At 63.6% G+C, this 15,935-nt stretch carries 14 protein-coding genes; 13 read left to right on the forward strand and 1 reads right to left on the reverse strand.

The genetic code is table 11. The features are described from left to right. Nucleotides 1–75 precede the first annotated feature (75 nt). The 9 genes from THECO_RS01015 (at nucleotide 76) to THECO_RS21895 (ending at nucleotide 12,721) form a co-directional block, all read left to right on the forward strand. Nucleotides 76–2,595 carry a U32 family peptidase gene (locus tag THECO_RS01015; RefSeq protein WP_041854047.1) on the forward strand — a complete coding sequence of 840 codons (2,520 nt, stop codon included), beginning with the start codon at nucleotides 76–78 and terminating at the stop codon, nucleotides 2,593–2,595. Nucleotides 2,596–2,799: 204 nt separating this feature from the next. Next, nucleotides 2,800–4,527 (forward strand): AfsR/SARP family transcriptional regulator, encoded by a 1,728-nt coding sequence (locus THECO_RS01020; RefSeq protein WP_015253224.1) that lies wholly within the window; start codon nucleotides 2,800–2,802, stop codon nucleotides 4,525–4,527. After that, nucleotides 4,515–6,080, forward strand: coding sequence for an ATP-binding SpoIIE family protein phosphatase (locus THECO_RS01025; protein ID WP_015253225.1), 1,566 nt, complete (start codon nucleotides 4,515–4,517; stop codon nucleotides 6,078–6,080). The genes THECO_RS01020 and THECO_RS01025 overlap by 13 nt, the downstream gene beginning before the upstream one ends. 19 nt (nucleotides 6,081–6,099) lie before the next feature. Beyond that, nucleotides 6,100–6,471 carry an STAS domain-containing protein gene (locus THECO_RS01030; RefSeq protein WP_015253226.1) on the forward strand — a complete coding sequence of 124 codons (372 nt, stop codon included), beginning with the start codon at nucleotides 6,100–6,102 and terminating at the stop codon, nucleotides 6,469–6,471. A gap of 26 nt (nucleotides 6,472–6,497) precedes the next feature. Continuing rightward, complete coding sequence (pcrB, locus tag THECO_RS01035) at nucleotides 6,498–7,217, forward strand: heptaprenylglyceryl phosphate synthase (protein WP_041853736.1); 720 nt, start codon at nucleotides 6,498–6,500, stop codon at nucleotides 7,215–7,217. A gap of 626 nt (nucleotides 7,218–7,843) precedes the next feature. Beyond that, nucleotides 7,844–10,192, forward strand: a complete 2,349-nt coding sequence (pcrA, locus tag THECO_RS01040) for a DNA helicase PcrA (RefSeq protein WP_015253228.1) — start codon at nucleotides 7,844–7,846, stop codon at nucleotides 10,190–10,192. 57 nt (nucleotides 10,193–10,249) lie between these two features. Further along, nucleotides 10,250–12,235 (forward strand): NAD-dependent DNA ligase LigA, encoded by a 1,986-nt coding sequence (gene ligA / locus THECO_RS01045; RefSeq protein ID WP_041854049.1) that lies wholly within the window; start codon nucleotides 10,250–10,252, stop codon nucleotides 12,233–12,235. 149 nt (nucleotides 12,236–12,384) lie between these two features. Then, nucleotides 12,385–12,525: a hypothetical protein gene (locus THECO_RS21890; protein ID WP_015253230.1), complete on the forward strand. Its 141-nt coding sequence runs from the start codon at nucleotides 12,385–12,387 to the stop codon at nucleotides 12,523–12,525. Nucleotides 12,526–12,577: 52 nt separating this feature from the next. After that, nucleotides 12,578–12,721, forward strand: a complete 144-nt coding sequence (locus THECO_RS21895) for a hypothetical protein (RefSeq protein WP_015253231.1) — start codon at nucleotides 12,578–12,580, stop codon at nucleotides 12,719–12,721. A gap of 59 nt (nucleotides 12,722–12,780) precedes the next feature. On the opposite strand, the gene THECO_RS01050 is transcribed toward THECO_RS21895, so the two are convergent. Continuing rightward, a complete protein-coding gene (locus THECO_RS01050; protein WP_015253232.1) occupies nucleotides 12,781–13,758 on the reverse strand; it encodes a hypothetical protein in 978 nt (325 codons plus the stop codon). Between the two features lie 229 nt (nucleotides 13,759–13,987). On the opposite strand from THECO_RS01050, the gene THECO_RS01055 reads away from it, so the two are divergent. The 4 genes from THECO_RS01055 to THECO_RS01070 all read left to right on the forward strand — a co-directional run bounded on the left by THECO_RS01055 (nucleotide 13,988) and on the right by THECO_RS01070 (nucleotide 15,934). Then, entirely contained in the window at nucleotides 13,988–14,326 is a 339-nt protein-coding gene (locus THECO_RS01055; protein WP_015253233.1) for a DUF2512 family protein, read from the forward strand. Between the two features lie 47 nt (nucleotides 14,327–14,373). Then, nucleotides 14,374–14,559 carry a hypothetical protein gene (locus tag THECO_RS01060; protein WP_015253234.1) on the forward strand — a complete coding sequence of 62 codons (186 nt, stop codon included), beginning with the start codon at nucleotides 14,374–14,376 and terminating at the stop codon, nucleotides 14,557–14,559. Nucleotides 14,560–14,616: 57 nt separating this feature from the next. Next, nucleotides 14,617–15,297, forward strand: a complete 681-nt coding sequence (locus THECO_RS01065; RefSeq protein ID WP_015253235.1) for a hypothetical protein — start codon at nucleotides 14,617–14,619, stop codon at nucleotides 15,295–15,297. Nucleotides 15,298–15,469: 172 nt separating this feature from the next. Beyond that, nucleotides 15,470–15,934, forward strand: a complete 465-nt coding sequence (locus THECO_RS01070; RefSeq protein ID WP_015253236.1) for a CtsR family transcriptional regulator — start codon at nucleotides 15,470–15,472, stop codon at nucleotides 15,932–15,934. Nucleotide 15,935: the final 1 nt, after the last annotated feature.

Genomic DNA, 15,935 nt, shown 5'->3' on the forward strand with positions numbered 1-15,935 from the left:
TCGCGCACGCAGGGTGTTACACTGGGTTACAGAATTTCACGATGCGTGAGCGGACAACCTGGAGGACCAACGATGATGATACGGAACGGCTTGAGACGCGAAGACATCGAACTGCTGGCGCCCGCCGGCAACTGGGACTGCCTGCGGGCGGCGGCGGCGAACGGCGCTGACGCGGTGTACTTCGGCGTCGAGCATTTCAATGCGCGGGCGAGGGCGCACAATTTCCGGATGGAAGAACTTCCGGAAATCATGACCTTCCTTCGCCGCTATGGCATGAAAGGCTACCTCGCCTTCAACATTCTCGTCTTCGAAGATGAGCTGGAGGAGGCGAAGCGGCTGACGGAGGCATGCGCGGATGCCGGGATCGATGCGGTCATCGTGCAGGATCTGGGCCTCGTGCGCATGATCCGCGAGATCTCGCCCGACCTGCCGATTCACGGGTCGACGCAGATGACGATCACCTCGCCGGAGGCGGTCGAGTTCGCGGCATCTCTCGGCATTGAACGGGTGGTGCTCGGACGGGAGAACAATCTGAAGCAGATCCGAACCATCGGCAGCCAGACGTCGCATCCGCTTGAAGTATTCGTCCACGGCGCGCTGTGCGTTTCCTATTCGGGCCAATGCCTGACCAGCGAGATGTGGGGCGGCCGGTCGGCGAACCGCGGCGAATGCGCGCAGGCGTGCCGGCTGCCTTACGACCTGATGGTGGACGGCGAGCAGAAGGAGATGGGCGACGTTGCCTACCTGCTCTCGCCGAAGGATCTGGCCGCGATCGGACTCGTGCCGGAACTGATCGAGGCGGGCGTCATTTCGTTCAAGATCGAAGGCCGGCTGAAAAGCCCGGAATACGTCGCGAACGTGGTGAGCAAATATCGGGCCGCCATCGACCGCTACTTCGCGGGGGACGATGCGGAACCGTCGAAGGAAGAAATACGGGAGCTGCAGCAAAGTTTCTCCCGCGGGTTCACGCCGGGTTTCCTGCTCGGCACGAACAACAAGCAGCTTGTCGACGGGACATTCCCGAAAAGCCGCGGCGTCTATCTCGGCCGCGTCGAACGCGTCACCCGGGACGGCGTCATTTGCCGGCTCGAGGCGCCGCTCAAGCGCGGCGACGGCATCGTATTCGACGCGGGCGATCCGGAGAAGCCGGAAGAAGGCGGCCGCGTCTATGACATCCGCCGGCAGGGCGCCAAAGTCGAAGGCGAGGCGCTGGAGGGCGGAACGTACGAGATCGTGCCCGGCCGCCATGACGTCGACCTGAAGCGCGTGAAGCCGGGCGACCGGATCTGGAAGACGAGCGATCCGGCGCTTGACCGGCGGCTGCGTCAGACGTTCGAGACGGACAAGCCGTACCGCGCCTTCCCGGTGTGCGTCAACGTCAGCGGACGCGCGGGTGAACCGCTCCGGACGGTATGGACCGACATGCAAACGGGGATCCGCGTGGAAGCGGACAGCGGGATTCCGCTGGCTGTCGCGGAGAAGCGGCCGATGGACCGGGCGCTGCTGGCCGAGCAATTCGGGCGGCTCGGCGGGACGATTTTTCGGCTGGAGGAGCTGGACGTCGAACTCGAAGGTTCGGTGATCTTGCCGATCAGCGAGCTGAACCGGCTCCGCCGGGAAGCGGCGGCGAAGCTGGAAGACGCGCGGATGAAGCCGCGGCCGTACGCGAAACGGAGCATCGATCCTTACGCCGACGTCCGGCGCGCCGAGGCCCTTGGGGGCGAGCCGGAGCTGACCGCGCTGTGCCGCAATATGGAACAGGTGGAAGCGGCGTTTGCGGCGGGCGTCGGGCTCGTCTACGCGGATTTCGAATTCATCCGGCAGTATCCGGAGGCCGTCCAGGCGGCGCGCAGGGCCGGCAAGCGGATCGCGCTGGCAACGCCGCGCATCCATATGCCGGGGGAGAACGGCTACCATAACATGATCCTGAAGCTGGAGCCCGACGCCGTGCTGGTCCGGAATACGGGGGCGCTGCAATTCTATCTGCGGAAGCGGGCGGAGCTGGAAGCCGCGGGGGACAGGGCGCGGTTCCCCGAACTGATCGGCGATTTCTCGCTGAACATCGCCAACCACAAGGCGGCGAACCTGATGCTGGATCTCGGCTGCGCGCGGGTTACGCTCTCCTATGATCTGAATGCGCAGCAGATGATGGATCTGCTGCGGCGGATGGACGGCTCGAAGGCGGAGATCGTCATCCACCAGCATCTGCCGATGTTCCACACGGAGCACTGCGTGTACTGCACGTTCCTGAGCGACGGTACGGACTACACGAATTGCGGCCGTCCCTGCGAGCAGCATCGCGTGTCGCTGCGGGACCGGATCGGCATGTCCCATCCCGTCCGCGTCGACGACGGCTGCCGCAATACGGTGTACAACGCGATCGAACAGTCGGGCGCCGAATATTTGCGCAGCTTCATCGAGCTCGGCGCCGGCACGTTCAGAGTCGAATTTCTCGAAGAGCGGGCGGAGAAGGTGGAGGAAGTCATCCGGCTCTACACAGACGCGATCCGCGGCAAAATCGGAGGCACCGAAGTATGGCGCACCCTCAAGGCGATCAACCAGCTCGGCGTCACGCGCGGGCAGTTGGTCAAGTAAGGATGCGCCGTGCGCGGACGGCCGCATTCGGATGAGAAAACGGCACGTCCGCGTGCCGTTTTCGCGTCTTGTCGGTTGTTGCGGCGGCCGGTGGAGCGGAAGGAATTTTGTAAGAAGAGATCGTATTGTGTAAGTTAGTATTCCATTTTTCCTAAACCATATAGTACGATTAACCTATATTCCATGGAAATGGAGTCTTTACCCATGCGTCACATCGAGCAACCTGGCGAACCCGACAACAACAGAGAAGAAGTGCTGAAGCTCGAACAGGCCGTACAGAACGGACAGCTGCCCGAATGGGATGCGCTGGGCCGGCTGCCCGAGTCCGTCCTTTTCCCTTCGCCGTTCCTGCTGCGCGCCGGAGCCGTGCGGCTCATGCTGGACGGCAGGCTGAGGGAGGCGCGGAAATGGGCGCAGGAAGCCGTGAAAGCGTTCGCGCTGATGGCGGACCATCGCGAGATGTTGTCGATGATCGGCCTGTTGTCGCTGATTCATGTGCGGATCGGCGATTTCTCGGACAACGAGGCGATGCTGATGCATCTGGACGCAGAAGCAAGACGCGATCCGGACCGGTGCGGCGGCTACGTCTGGTGGGCGCTGGCACGGGGAAAATGCTGGACACGGACGACCGCTTTTCTCGCGCCGCGCCTGATCGACGACGATTTCGCCCGGGCGGCTGACCGGTTCCGCGAAGACGGAGACGCGGTCGGTTTTGCCTACGTGCTGCTCGACCGGTGGATGTATGATCCGGCCGGCATGAAGAAATGCGAATGGGCCGGGCGGATCGCCGAACTCGGCCGGTGGGCGGCGCTTCGGCCGGAATGCGCGGCGGTGCACGACGCGCTGACAAGCGAGTCGGGCGACGGGCTGCCGGCCCGGTACGCCTACATGCTGGATTCGCTGCGGTCCGACACCGATGCCGGAGTCGGCTGGCCGGAGGGCGAGCTGCGCTATGATGTGGAAGTGCAGATGTTCGCCTGCCGGCTCAACGTGGCGCGCCGGCTTGCGGAAGGCGAACGGACGGACGCGGCCATGGCGCTGCGGCAGCTGGAACTGCTGCATGAGGAGATGTCGACGCCGCGAACATTGGCATGGGTGGCGGAATACAAGAGCAAGCTCGGCCTTGCTGCCGTCCAGGCGTCGATCCCGCGGACCGTCGATCCCGCGGACGCGCCGGCGGAGGAGCGGGCGAACCGGATGCGCATCCAGCTCATGTCCGGCATCCGCATTTTCCTGCCGGACGGCACGTCGCTCCAGCCGAAATGGAAACGGCGCAAGTCGCGTGAACTGTTCGTCTATCTGCTGTTGCAGCAGGATTATCGCGCGCTTCGCAATCAGGTATTGGAGCATCTGTTCGGCGAAGCGGACTCTTCCCGGGTGGCGAATCATCTGTATGTCTCGCTGCATGAGCTGCGCAGCGCGCTTGCCGGCATCGGCTTCGAAGACGCGATCGAAGTCCGCAGCGGGCTTGTCGGATTCCGGGAGCCGGTCATCGACATGGTCGACGTCGAGCAATATGTGACGCAGTCGCGCGTCGGCGACCAACTGTGGGCGGCGGACCGCGACGCGGCCGTCGTGCTCTACCTGGATGCCGTGGGGAAATACGGATTGCTCGGAGCGAACATGCCGGTGTCGGACTGGCTGGAGCGGTGGCGGATGCAGCTGCTCGAGCGGCAGACGGTGATGTTGCGCAGACTGGCCGAATATTACATCGGTCTATCCGAGGACAGTCACGCGGAGCAATGGCTGACCGCCTGGATCGACCTGAGGCCGGACCAGGAGGAAGCCTATCAGGCGATGATCCGGTTCTGGAAAGCGCGCGGCCGCCACGCCGAGGCGGTCGGCTGGTATAAGCGGCTCGAGCGCGTCTTCCGCGAAGAATTCGGCGTGGAGCCGCTTGAGGAGACGAAGCGGCTGGTATGGGAAAGTTGAGGTCCCGGGCGCGCAAGGCAGGTACGGCCTTCGTGCTGTTGCTCGCCGGCGCGGCGGCCGGCTGGACCGCGGCGGCCCTCCTGCCGCATGACGCCGCGGCGGCAGCGGCGGCGGCGCTGCTTGCGGCGGCAGCCGGAGCCGCAGGATGGGCGGCGTGTTCCGTCGTCAGGCGCAAGGCGCGCCCGCGCGGAGCGGAAGGCTTGCGGCCGGACGAGCCGGAGGAGCCTGAGCAGCCCAAGCGCCCTGAGCAGCCGATCGGACGGGAGCCCGCCGCACCTGGTCCGGCTGAGGCGGCGCCGGCCGGCGAGGAGCCGATGGCATCGGAATCGGCCGAATCCGGCGGCGGGATCAGCCGGCTGTCCGGCAGCGGGGAGCCGCTTGCGGCGGAGCTGCGGCTGGCGCTCGAAGTCCAGCGCAAATGGCAGCCGCCCGTCGACCTTCGCCTCGGCCTCTGCCGCGTGACGGCTCGCAGCCGCCAGGCGGCGGAAGTCGGCGGTGATCTGTTCGACGCGGTCGTCCTCGATGACGCGGTCGTCGCCGTGCTCATCGGAGACGTGCCCGGCAAAGGGCTGCAGGCCGCCTTCATGGTGCCGGCGCTGCTGCTGCTGTTTCGCTCCGAGGTGAAGCAGGGCGGTGGCCCGGCCGCCCTGCTCGAGAGGATGAACCGCGTGCTTGCCGGCTTGAGCGCCGAGAGCCTGACGGCGGTCGGCGTCACGCTGGGCATCGGCCTGCTCGATGTCCAGACGGGCGAGATGCGCTACGCCGGCGCCGGCCACCCCGCCCCCTACCTGGCATTGCCGGGGACCGAACCGCGGCAATTGGACAGCTCGTCCCTGCCGCTCGGCATGAACGCGGAGGAGACGTATCGCGAGACGGTGTTCCGCTTCGCGCCGGGCGAACGGTTCGTGCTCTATACGGACGGTATCATTGAGGACGCCGGGCCGGACGGTGAGATGTACGGCTTCGAACGGCTCGAAGCGGAGCTCGCCAACTGGCCGGCCGACGTGCCGGCGGCGGACTGGATGGAGCGGCTGCTTGACAGCCAGGAGAGCCGCGAAGCGTACCGCCGCGATGACCGGACGCTGCTCGTCGTCGAGTACACCGCGGGCAAGGCCGGGCGGCGGGCGGAGCTTCGCGAGCGCAGCTGGCGCGTGCCCTCGGTGCCGGGCTGCGAGCGGTCCGTCGCCGCGGAGCTGGCGGCCATGCTGCGGGAACACTGGTCCGAATCCGGACGAACCGACGATATTGTTACCTGCGTCGCCGAGGCGGTGATGAATGCCGCCGAGCACGGCAACGGATTCGACGAGGCCAAGACGGTGACCATCCAGACGCATTTCGGCCATGCGATCATGGTTTGCCGGATACGCGATGAAGGCCCCGGATTCGATTTCGCGGCGAAACTGGCGGGCGGCCGCGCGGAGGTCGACCACGAATACGGGCGCGGATGGGGACTCCGGCTGATCGACGAGCTGACCGACTATTGGATCACAACGAAGGACCAGCACGGTTTTTGCGTGGAAATGTATTTTCTGTCGCATCATCGGCAATCGTGACACGAAGGAGGGGGCCTTGATGAATTCGATGCTGGAACTGAATATCGTGCCGTTCGATGCCGGATTGTCCGTCACGCTGAAGGGCGATCTGGACCAGCAGGCGGAACAGAAGATCCGGTCGGTGCTCGACTGGGAGGATGGGCTCGGCGAAGACCGCCGCTACCTCATCCTGAATCTGCATGAAGTGAATTTCATCAACAGCGCCGGCATGGCGCTGCTGATTCGCATCGCCCGGGCCGGCCGGAAGAAAGGCTTCCATACGTTCATATGCGGCGCCTCGGCGCATTATCAGAAACTGTTCCGCATGGTCGGGTTGACCGAATACGTCATGCTGTATCCCGACGATTACGCCGCGCTGCAGCGCATCGAGGCGCTCGAGAGTGGCGTGTGAGCGGCGCCGGGGGGGGGGTGGATCGCGTGAACGGACGGGCGGCGGAACGACAGCTCAGGGAATGGCGGCATCTTTTCAAGCTGGACCCCGACCGCGAAATTTCCGATTCGGCGCTGGACGCGGTCTGCCGGTCCGGCACGGACGCCGTCATCGTCGGCGGATCGACCGGCATGACGTATGACAATACGACGGATCTGCTCGCCCGCATCCGGCGTTACGAAGTGCCGTGTGTGCTGGAACTGTCGTCGGCGGAAGCGGCCGTTCCCGGTTTCGACGCGTATCTGGTGCCGATCGTATTGAACGCCGGTGCGGCGGAATGGATTGTCGGCCGGCAGGCGGAAGCGATCGCCGCCTACGGCTCGATGATTCCGTGGGATACGGCCGTCGGCGAAGGTTATATCATCCTGAACGGCGGGTCGACGGCCGCGAAGCTCACCGAAGCCCGGACGGCGATCGGAGAGCGCGATGTGCTGGCTTACGCCCGCCTGGCCGACCGGCTCATGCGGCTGCCGATCGTCTATCTCGAATACAGCGGCATGTTCGGCGACATGCGGCTGGTGGAGCGGGTGCGGGCCGATCTGCAAGGCGCGCGGCTGTTCTACGGCGGCGGCGTGACCGACGCGGAGCGGGCGCGGCTTGCGGCTGCGGCGGCGCATACGGTGGTCGTCGGCAACGCGATCTACGAGCGGCTGGACGATGCGCTGGCGACCGTGGCGGCGGTCAAGGAGACGCCTGCGCCGGCGTGACGGCCTGACGTCTTGGCTGACTGTGACGGTTTGGCCCCCGCCTGCGGTTGCGTGACGCTCGCATGCGCCGCCCGTCTGAGGAGGTATGGCGCCTGCGCATGTACGGTTGCTGTATGCACCGGCGGCGTGCCGCCTGTGTGCACATGCGCCGCCAGATCCAGGCGTACCGGCGGGCACATGCGGAGCAGGCCGCAGCGCAACTCATCCGAAACGCCCGGCACTTGACCTGCTGCCTGAAATCCGCCTGACTTAGAGGGAATTTCTTCATCTATTCCGGCCAAATCGGCGAAAATGCCCTCATAAAGCGAAAATTTTTCGTTTATGACGTGCCATCCCCCCCTGTTTCACCGCATGTTTCGGAGAATAGAGGAAATTTTTTCTTCAAAATCGCCCGGCTTCCCCAAATTCGACAAAACAGAAGCAATTTCTTCGCTTATCCAACCGGCCGGAAACCGTATCGTTTCGTGGATCGACCGGAACCCGCATCGTTCTTGGATCGGCCGGGAATCTCAAGACCGGACAAACCGCGCCGCAACCCCCCCCCCCCGTCCGCAAATTGACACGCCCGGTGCGGTCGACTAGACTGAGAACAGGCGAACATAAATGCGAACAGAAGGAGTTCTGCCATGTTTAGTCCCATCGACCTCGACCAGGCGGTCGAGCGGCTCAATCCGCGCCAGCGGGAGGCCGTGCAGACGACGGAAGGCCCGCTCCTCATCATGGCGGGCGCCGGCAGCGGCAAGACGCGTGTGCTCACGCACCGGATCGCGTATCTGATCGGCAAGAAGCGCGTCGCCCCCTGGAGCATCCTGGCGATCACATTCACGAACAAGGCGGCGCGCGAGATGCAGGAGCGCGTCGAGGCGCTGGTCGGACCCGGCGCCAGCGACATCTGGGTGTCGACGTTCCACTCGATGTGCGTGCGCATTCTCCGCAGAGACATCGAGCGGCTCGGGTACACGTCGAACTTCACGATCCTCGACTCGGCGGACCAGCTCTCGGTCATCCGGGCGTGCATGAAAGATCTCAACTACGATACGAAGAAGTTCGAGCCCCGCATGATCCAGGCCAAAATCAGCGGCGCGAAGAACGAACTGCTGTCCCCCGAACGGTACGGCGACCGCGCGGGCGATTACGTCGACCGGATCGCCGCCGATGTTTACAAGCTGTACCAGAAGCGGCTCAAGAGCAACAATTCCCTCGATTTCGACGATCTCATCATGACGACCATCGACCTGTTCAAGGCCGAACCGGACATCCTGGATTTCTACCAGAACAAGTTCCGCTACATCCACGTCGACGAGTATCAGGACACGAACCGGGCGCAGTACCTGCTCTGCCGGATGCTGGCCGACAAGCATCACAACATCTGCGTCGTCGGCGACAGCGACCAGTCGATCTACAGGTGGCGCGGCGCGGACATCACGAACATCCTCAACTTCGAAAAAGATTACCCGGAAGCGGTCACAATACTGCTCGAGCAGAACTACCGGTCCACAGCGAACATCCTGAATGCGGCGAACGCCGTCATCGCCCGCAACGTCGGGCGCAAGCCGAAAAACCTGTGGACCGACCGCGGACCGGGCGAACCGATCCGCGTCTGCCAGGCCGAATCGGAGCACGAGGAAGGCCTGTACGTCGCGAACGAAATCCGCAAGAACCGCGATGCCGGACGCCGATACGCGGACCACGCCATTTTGTACCGGACGAACGCCCAGTCCCGGGTCATCGAAGAAATGCTGATCAAAGCGGAGATTCCGTACCGCATCGTCGGCGGCATCCGGTTCTACGACCGGAAGGAGATCAAGGACCTGCTCGCCTACCTCCGGCTGATCTCGAACCCGCACGACGACATCAGCCTCGAGCGGATCATCAACGTGCCGAAGCGCGGCATCGGCGACACGACGATGGCGAAGCTGACGGCCGAAGCGGCGCGGCGCGGGACGTCGATCTTCGAGGTGCTCGGCGACCTGGGCGAAGTGGACGTCACGGGCAAGACGCGCGCGGCGCTGCAGGAGTTCCGGCAGATGATCGAGGACTTGTCACGGATGGTTGACTACCTGTCCGTGACGGAGCTGACGGAGCAGATGCTCGAGCGGACGGGCTACCGCGAGGAGCTCAAGCGGGAGAACACAATCGAGTCGCAGTCGCGCATCGAGAACATCGACGAGTTCCTGTCCGTTACCCAGGATTTCGAACAGCGCAATGAGGACAAGTCCCTTGTCGCGTTTCTGACCGACCTTGCGCTGATCGCGGACATCGACACGCTCGGAAGCGACGCGGACGAACGGTACGCGGACGACGCGGTCGTCCTGATGACGATGCACAGCGCGAAAGGGCTGGAATTCCCGATCGTCTTCATCATCGGCATGGAGGAAGGGGTCTTCCCGCACAGCCGCGCGCTGATGGACGACGAGGAACTCGAAGAGGAGCGGCGGCTCGCCTATGTCGGCATCACGCGCGCCGAAGAGCGGCTCTATCTCACCTGCGCCCGCGTGCGCACGCTGTTCGGCCGGACGATGGCCAACATGCCGTCCCGTTTCCTGGAGGAAGTGCCGGACGAGCTGAAGCAGAACGATTCGCCCGCCCGGTCGTTCGGGTTCGGGTACGCCCGTTACGGCGACAGCGCCGCGGGCGGATCGGGCGGATTCGGCTACCGCGGCGGCGGATCTGGCGGCGGCTTCGGCGGCGGGTTCGGCGCACGGAGCGCCGCGCCATCGCAAGTATCCGCTGGCGGCGTGCGAGTGACCGAAGGCGTCGGCAAGCCGGCCGGCGCGGGCGTCACGCCCGGAGCGGGAAGCGCAACCAACGAGACGTTTGCGCCCGGCGACAAGGTGAACCACGTGAAATGGGGCGTCGGCACGGTCGTCGCCGTCAAAGGCGAAGGCAACGACCGGGAGCTGCAGATCGCCTTTCCGGCGCCGGTCGGGGTGAAGCGGCTGCTCGCCGCCTTCGCGCCGATCACGAAAATCTAGCCATCGCAATCGTGAAAGAGGGGTGCGCCCGTGGCTGACCAGAAGAAGCTGGACCGGATGGCCCGGCTGGTGGAAGAGATCAATGTTCACAATCGGAACTATTACACGCTCGACAATCCCGTCATCAGCGACAAGGAGTACGACGCGCTCTACGACGAACTGGTCGCGCTCGAGCGGGAGACGGGCGTCGTGCTGCCGAATTCGCCCACGCAGCGGGTCGGCGGCGAAATTCTGAAAGGCTTCGAGCCGCACCGGCACCGGGCGAGGCTGTGGAGCCTGGACAAGGCGCAGACCGAAGACGACCTGCTCGCCTGGAACGCCCGCGTACAAAAGGCGGTTGCGGACTATAACGCACGGAACCCCGACAACCCGCTGCCGCAGCCGTCCTATGTCATCGAGCTGAAATTCGACGGCCTGACGCTGAACCTGACCTACGAAGGCGGAAAACTCGTACAGGCGGCGACGCGCGGCAACGGCGTCGTCGGCGAAGGCATCCTGCCCCAGGTGAAGACGATCCGGACCGTGCCGCTGACGATTCCGTTCCAGGGCGTCATCGAAGTGCAGGGCGAAGGGATCATGCACCTGTCCGTTTTCGAAGCCTACAACCGGACGGCCGCGGAGCCGCTCAAGAACGCCCGCAACGCCGCGGCCGGCGCGCTGCGCAATCTCGATCCGCGCATCACCGCCGAGCGGAAGCTGAACGCGTTCTTCTACAACGTCGGCTATGCGGAAGGCGTCTCCTTCGCGAGTCACGCGGAAATGATCCGATTCCTGAAGGACAACGGGTTCCTCGTGAACGACTATATCGCCTACTTCGACCGGATCGAGGACGTGGCGGTCGAGCTGAAGCGACTCGAAGAGCGGCGCGCGAGCTTTGACTTCCTGATCGACGGGGCGGTCGTCAAGCTCACCGATATGCGGACGCGCGAAGCGCTCGGCTACACGGACAAGTTCCCGCGCTGGGCGATCGCGTTCAAGTTCGAGGCGGAGGAAGCGACGACGGTGCTGCAGGCCGTCGACTGGCAGGTCGGCCGTACGGGCAAGCTGACGCCGATCGCCCGCGTAGAGCCGGTCGAGCTGGCCGGCGTGACGGTGCAGAACTGCACGCTGAACAACATGGGCGACATCGAGCGCAAGGGGCTCAAGTTCGGGCTCGGCACGCGCGTCTGGATCCGCCGCTCGAACGACGTCATTCCCGAGATTCTCGGCTGCGCCGACGAGGAGGAAGGCGGCGAGATCATCTGCCCGACGCACTGCCCGGCCTGCGGCTCGCCGCTTGAGCAGCGGGGCGCGCATCTGTTCTGCAACAACAAGCTCGGCTGCAAGCCGCAGATCGTGGCGCGGATCACGCACTTCGCGTCGCGCGACGCGATGGACATCGAGACGTTCAGCATCGCCACGGCCGAGCAGCTCTATGACGAATGCGGCGTGCGCGATCCGGCGGATCTGTACGATCTGACGAAGGAGCAGCTTCTCGCCCTCGACCGGTTCGGCGAGCGCAAGGCGCAGAAGCTGCTGGACGCGATCGAGCAGTCGAAGGGGCGCGACCTCGCCTCCTTCCTGTTCGCGCTCGGCATCCCGAACACGGGCAAGGCGACGACGAAGATGCTGGCGGACCACTACGGCAGCCTGGACGCCGTCATGGCAGCTTCCGTGGAAGAGCTGCAGCAGCTGCCCGACGTCGGCGGGATCGTGGCGGAATCCATCGCCGGATTCTTCAACGACCCGCTCGTTCGCGAGAGCATCGCGCGGATGCGCAAAGCCGGCGTGAAGGCGGAGGCGGAGCGGCCGGCGGTCGTGCGGACCGACAGCGTCTTCAGCGGCAAGACGGTCGTGCTGACCGGGACGCTGTCGTCGATGACGCGGGACGAGGCGGCGAAGAAGCTGGAGGCGCTTGGCGCGAAAGTGTCCGGCAGCGTGTCGAAGAAGACCGACTACGTCATCGCCGGGGAAAGTGCCGGCAGCAAGCTGACGAAGGCGCGGGAGCTCGGCGTCACGGTCATCGACGACGAAGTGGAGTTTCTCAGGCTGCTTGGCGAATGAAGCTGTTGGGAAAGCGGACCGTTACCGGGCCGCTTATTCATTTGAAATAGGTGGCTGCCCTTCCACAAACTCCGCCGGTTCGGAACGCATAACGTTCCGAGCGCGGTGCAGATGCTAACGGCTGAATCCACCGAAAGGGGGTGCCGGCCGTGGCGAAGAAAAATCGCGCCAGCAAGGCGGACGTGCAGACGACGGACCTGAACCGACTGCCTGTCGATGATACGGAATTTGCAGGCGAGTACGCAGCGGAGCGGAACCGGAAGCAGAAGTCGAAGGCTGAAAAACAGTAAGGCGTTGTGACGAGGCCGGTGCCGGACTGCATGCATACGGAGGGGCTGCCGCATGGCGCATCAATGTTATTACTGCGAGAAGCCGGCCGACAGCGTCCACACGTTCACCGTATATGACGAAAACGGTGTCGAAGAACGGCAGGAAGTGCTGTGCAGCGAATGCTACGCGGAGTGGCTGGAATCGCTGAAGGGCTGACAATGAAAAATTGAGCGGGCCGATTCCCGAGACGGAATCGGCCCGTTTTTTTCAAGCGCTCAATGCACGGTCTCGTTCTCGACGATGAATTCGTCGATCAGACGGTTGCGGTACATAAGGGAGAGGTTGAGTCCGTCGTACTCTTTCTCCTTGTCCAGCTCCCGCATCAACACCGCCGCGATGGCGCCGGCGTCGTCGGCGTGCCGTCGTTCCCTGAAGTCGATGAATCCGGTCAGCCGCCGCTCCCGGATATCGACCGTCGCCGTGCCGATCGTCCGGTTGCCGTCCGCCTTCGAGCGGATTTCGTAGGTGAGCGTGTCGCCGTCGTCGCGGATCAGTTTGGCCGCAAAGTTGGCTTCTCCGCGCATGCCGGTCTTTTTCCCGTGCGAAGTCTTCGTTTCCGGCACTTCCTCATGCGTCAGCTCGACCGTCTCAAGCAGCTCGTCTTCGTGGCGGTGATCGATCAGGAATTCGTCGACCGAATCCTCGTCGAAGTCCGAAACGATCAGTTCCGTGACAAGCTCGATCTCGTCGTCATCCGGCAGGCTGCGCCAGCGGACGCTGCCCGTCACCTTGCCGTCATCCGCGCGCAGATGCGCTTCGGCGATCCACCTGCGTCTGTCGTCGTAAACGTGGTAGTGCAGGCGGTTGCGTTTTTTGCCCACCAGCACCAGTTCGTATTCCGCTTCCTGCCATTCGGACTCATCCTCGTCTTCCTTCCATGTTCCGACGAGTTCCTCGTCCTCCTCGTCAGCCATCACGATAAACTGTTCGAACGGACTGTACGTGACGAACACTTCGCAGGAAGCAGCACCCACGGCGAGAACAAACGATTGGATGTAATCGTTGACATGCTTGAGCACCCGCTGCTTGTCCCGCGCGCGCAGCACATCGCGGTCGAGCTGGACGGATCCGGTCAGCCTTCCGCCTTCGCGATAGACAAGCGTCATCGTTCCGGCATAACGCCCGTCCACCAGGATGTCGTTCACTTCGCCCCCGGCCGTGCGCAGATCCGGACGCAGTTCGATCCGTTTCACGTCTGATACCTCCTTCACCGTAGCCTGATGCGGATAAACTTTCCGCAGGCGGCGCGAGAAAGGCGCCGACTTCGTCAGCATTCCCCGGCGGCGGGGCGGTTCATTCCACCGCATTGCAAGCGGCCGGTCATGTCACGGGTGCCGGAATATTCCGCTGCTTAAGTACGGGGCGCTGCGGCACACTAGCTCTGTGCAGCTGCAGCAATGGCCCGCGAGGAGGGTGAAAGCCGTGAAATTTCTGTTCAAATGGGTGCTGAACGGGATCATCGTCACGCTGATGCTGGCCTGGTATGCGGACGTGACGTATCTGACCGCCTTTATCGCCGCTTCGCTGCTTACGGTTGTCGCGTTCCTGATCGGCGACATGGTACTGTTGCCGAGCACGAACAACGCGGTGGCGACCATTTCCGATTTCCTGCTGGCCGCCGTTTATCTCGGCGTGATCCGGTATTTCTACGGCTGGAATCTGAGTTTCGGCGAGATCTTCATCATATCGGCGCTGGTCGCCTGGGCCGAGTGGCTGTATCACCGCTACATTCTCGGCCAGAAACTGGACGTTGCGGGATAAAAAATGGCGATCACGCTGAGTACAACCCACAAGGCAAGGAGGTCCGAATGGTGAGCAGGCTGAACGATTATGTCGAGAATCACGAGAATCTCGACAAGCTGAACGTCATTCTGAAGCATTACGGCGTTAGCGCCGAATTCGTCGCGCATACGCTGTCCGAAGGGTTCGAACAGGACAAGGAGCTGCCGAAAGAACTCATCGAGGACATGAAACAGTTCTGCGCCATGCTGTGACGAAGCGGCGGCCGACGAGTATCCACGGAGAAAAGATGGTGAAGGGAGGTCCGGCGCGTGAAGAGGATCACCATGAGGCTTGCATGCGCGTCCATCCTGACGGCGCTGGTGTTGTCGGGATGCGCGGGAGGCGGAAATGGCTATGATGACAGGATCGGCTCATACGGCACCGGTTACGGATCGAACGGCAACCGGCTGTTCGAGCGGGATGACCCGGACCGGATGACGAGGCGCGGCAATGCGGATCATTCTGATCAGGTCAAGGGGCTGAACAAGGCTCAGACCGCTGAAAACGGCGGACGCAGCGGCATGTTCGGCAGCGAAGATGAATTCAACGGCAGCCGCGACGGCGGCGGCGCAGGCTGGTTCGGCGCCGGCACGTTCAGCGGACGGATGAAGGACAGCGACAAGCTCGATGATACCCGAAGCTTCCGCATCGGCAACGGGTACGACGGCATCACCTCCGACGGCGCCGGCACGTCCGACCCCAAAGGCGCGCCTGTCCGCGCGGGAAACGGGGGAGGCGTCGAGCTTCAGTTCGGCGGCATCCGGATCACGAGCGGGGATGCGGCTTCCGCAAGGGAAGCCGGAGACGGCAGCCGGGTGCTGCGGGTGACGAGTCCGGTGGCCCGCAAAGCGCTTGAGCGGCTGAGCCGCAACCTGTCGTCCGGCCAATTGTCGGCCGGAGCCGACGTCATCGCGAACGATCTCCGCATCGTGCTGAAGGATGCGCGCTGAAGGCGAACCGGCCGGCAAGGCATTCGGCCGGTTCGTACATAGAAATCTTGCGTTTGGAAGGCTTGACGGCCATGAAAAATGAGGTATAATAAAGTTAAGGTCAAAGAAAGTCAAAGTCAGATTCAAGGAGGCGTCTGTCAATCCGGCCGGCCATCGACTGGAGGGTATGACCATGCGCAATATTACCGACCTCATTGAGCAGTATCTGAAACAGATGATCCGGGAAAGTGCGGAAGGCACCGTCGAGATTCAGCGCAATGAACTGGCGGACAAGTTCTCGTGCGTGCCGTCGCAGATCAATTACGTGATCGCCACCCGGTTCACGCTGGAGCGGGGCTACCTGGTCGAGAGCAAGCGGGGCGGCGGCGGTTACATTCGCATCCGGAAGCTGGAGCTGCCGGATTGCCAGCCGATCCACGAGCATGTGCTGCGCACGATCGGCAACCGCATCGACCAATCCGCGGCCGAAGGGCTGATCTATCAGCTGGCGGAAGCGAAGCTGCTGGACGGGCGCGAGGCGCAGCTGCTCAAAGCGGCCGTCTCCCGGGAGACGCTCGCGGTCAATCTGCCGCTGCGGGACGAGATCCGGGCGCGGCTGCTCAAGGCGATGCTGATTGCGCTGCTTGTTGAAAGTTAAT

It is taken from the genome of Thermobacillus composti KWC4 (assembly GCF_000227705.2).
GTDB classification, from domain to species: Bacteria; Bacillota; Bacilli; order Paenibacillales; family Paenibacillaceae; genus Thermobacillus; species Thermobacillus xylanilyticus.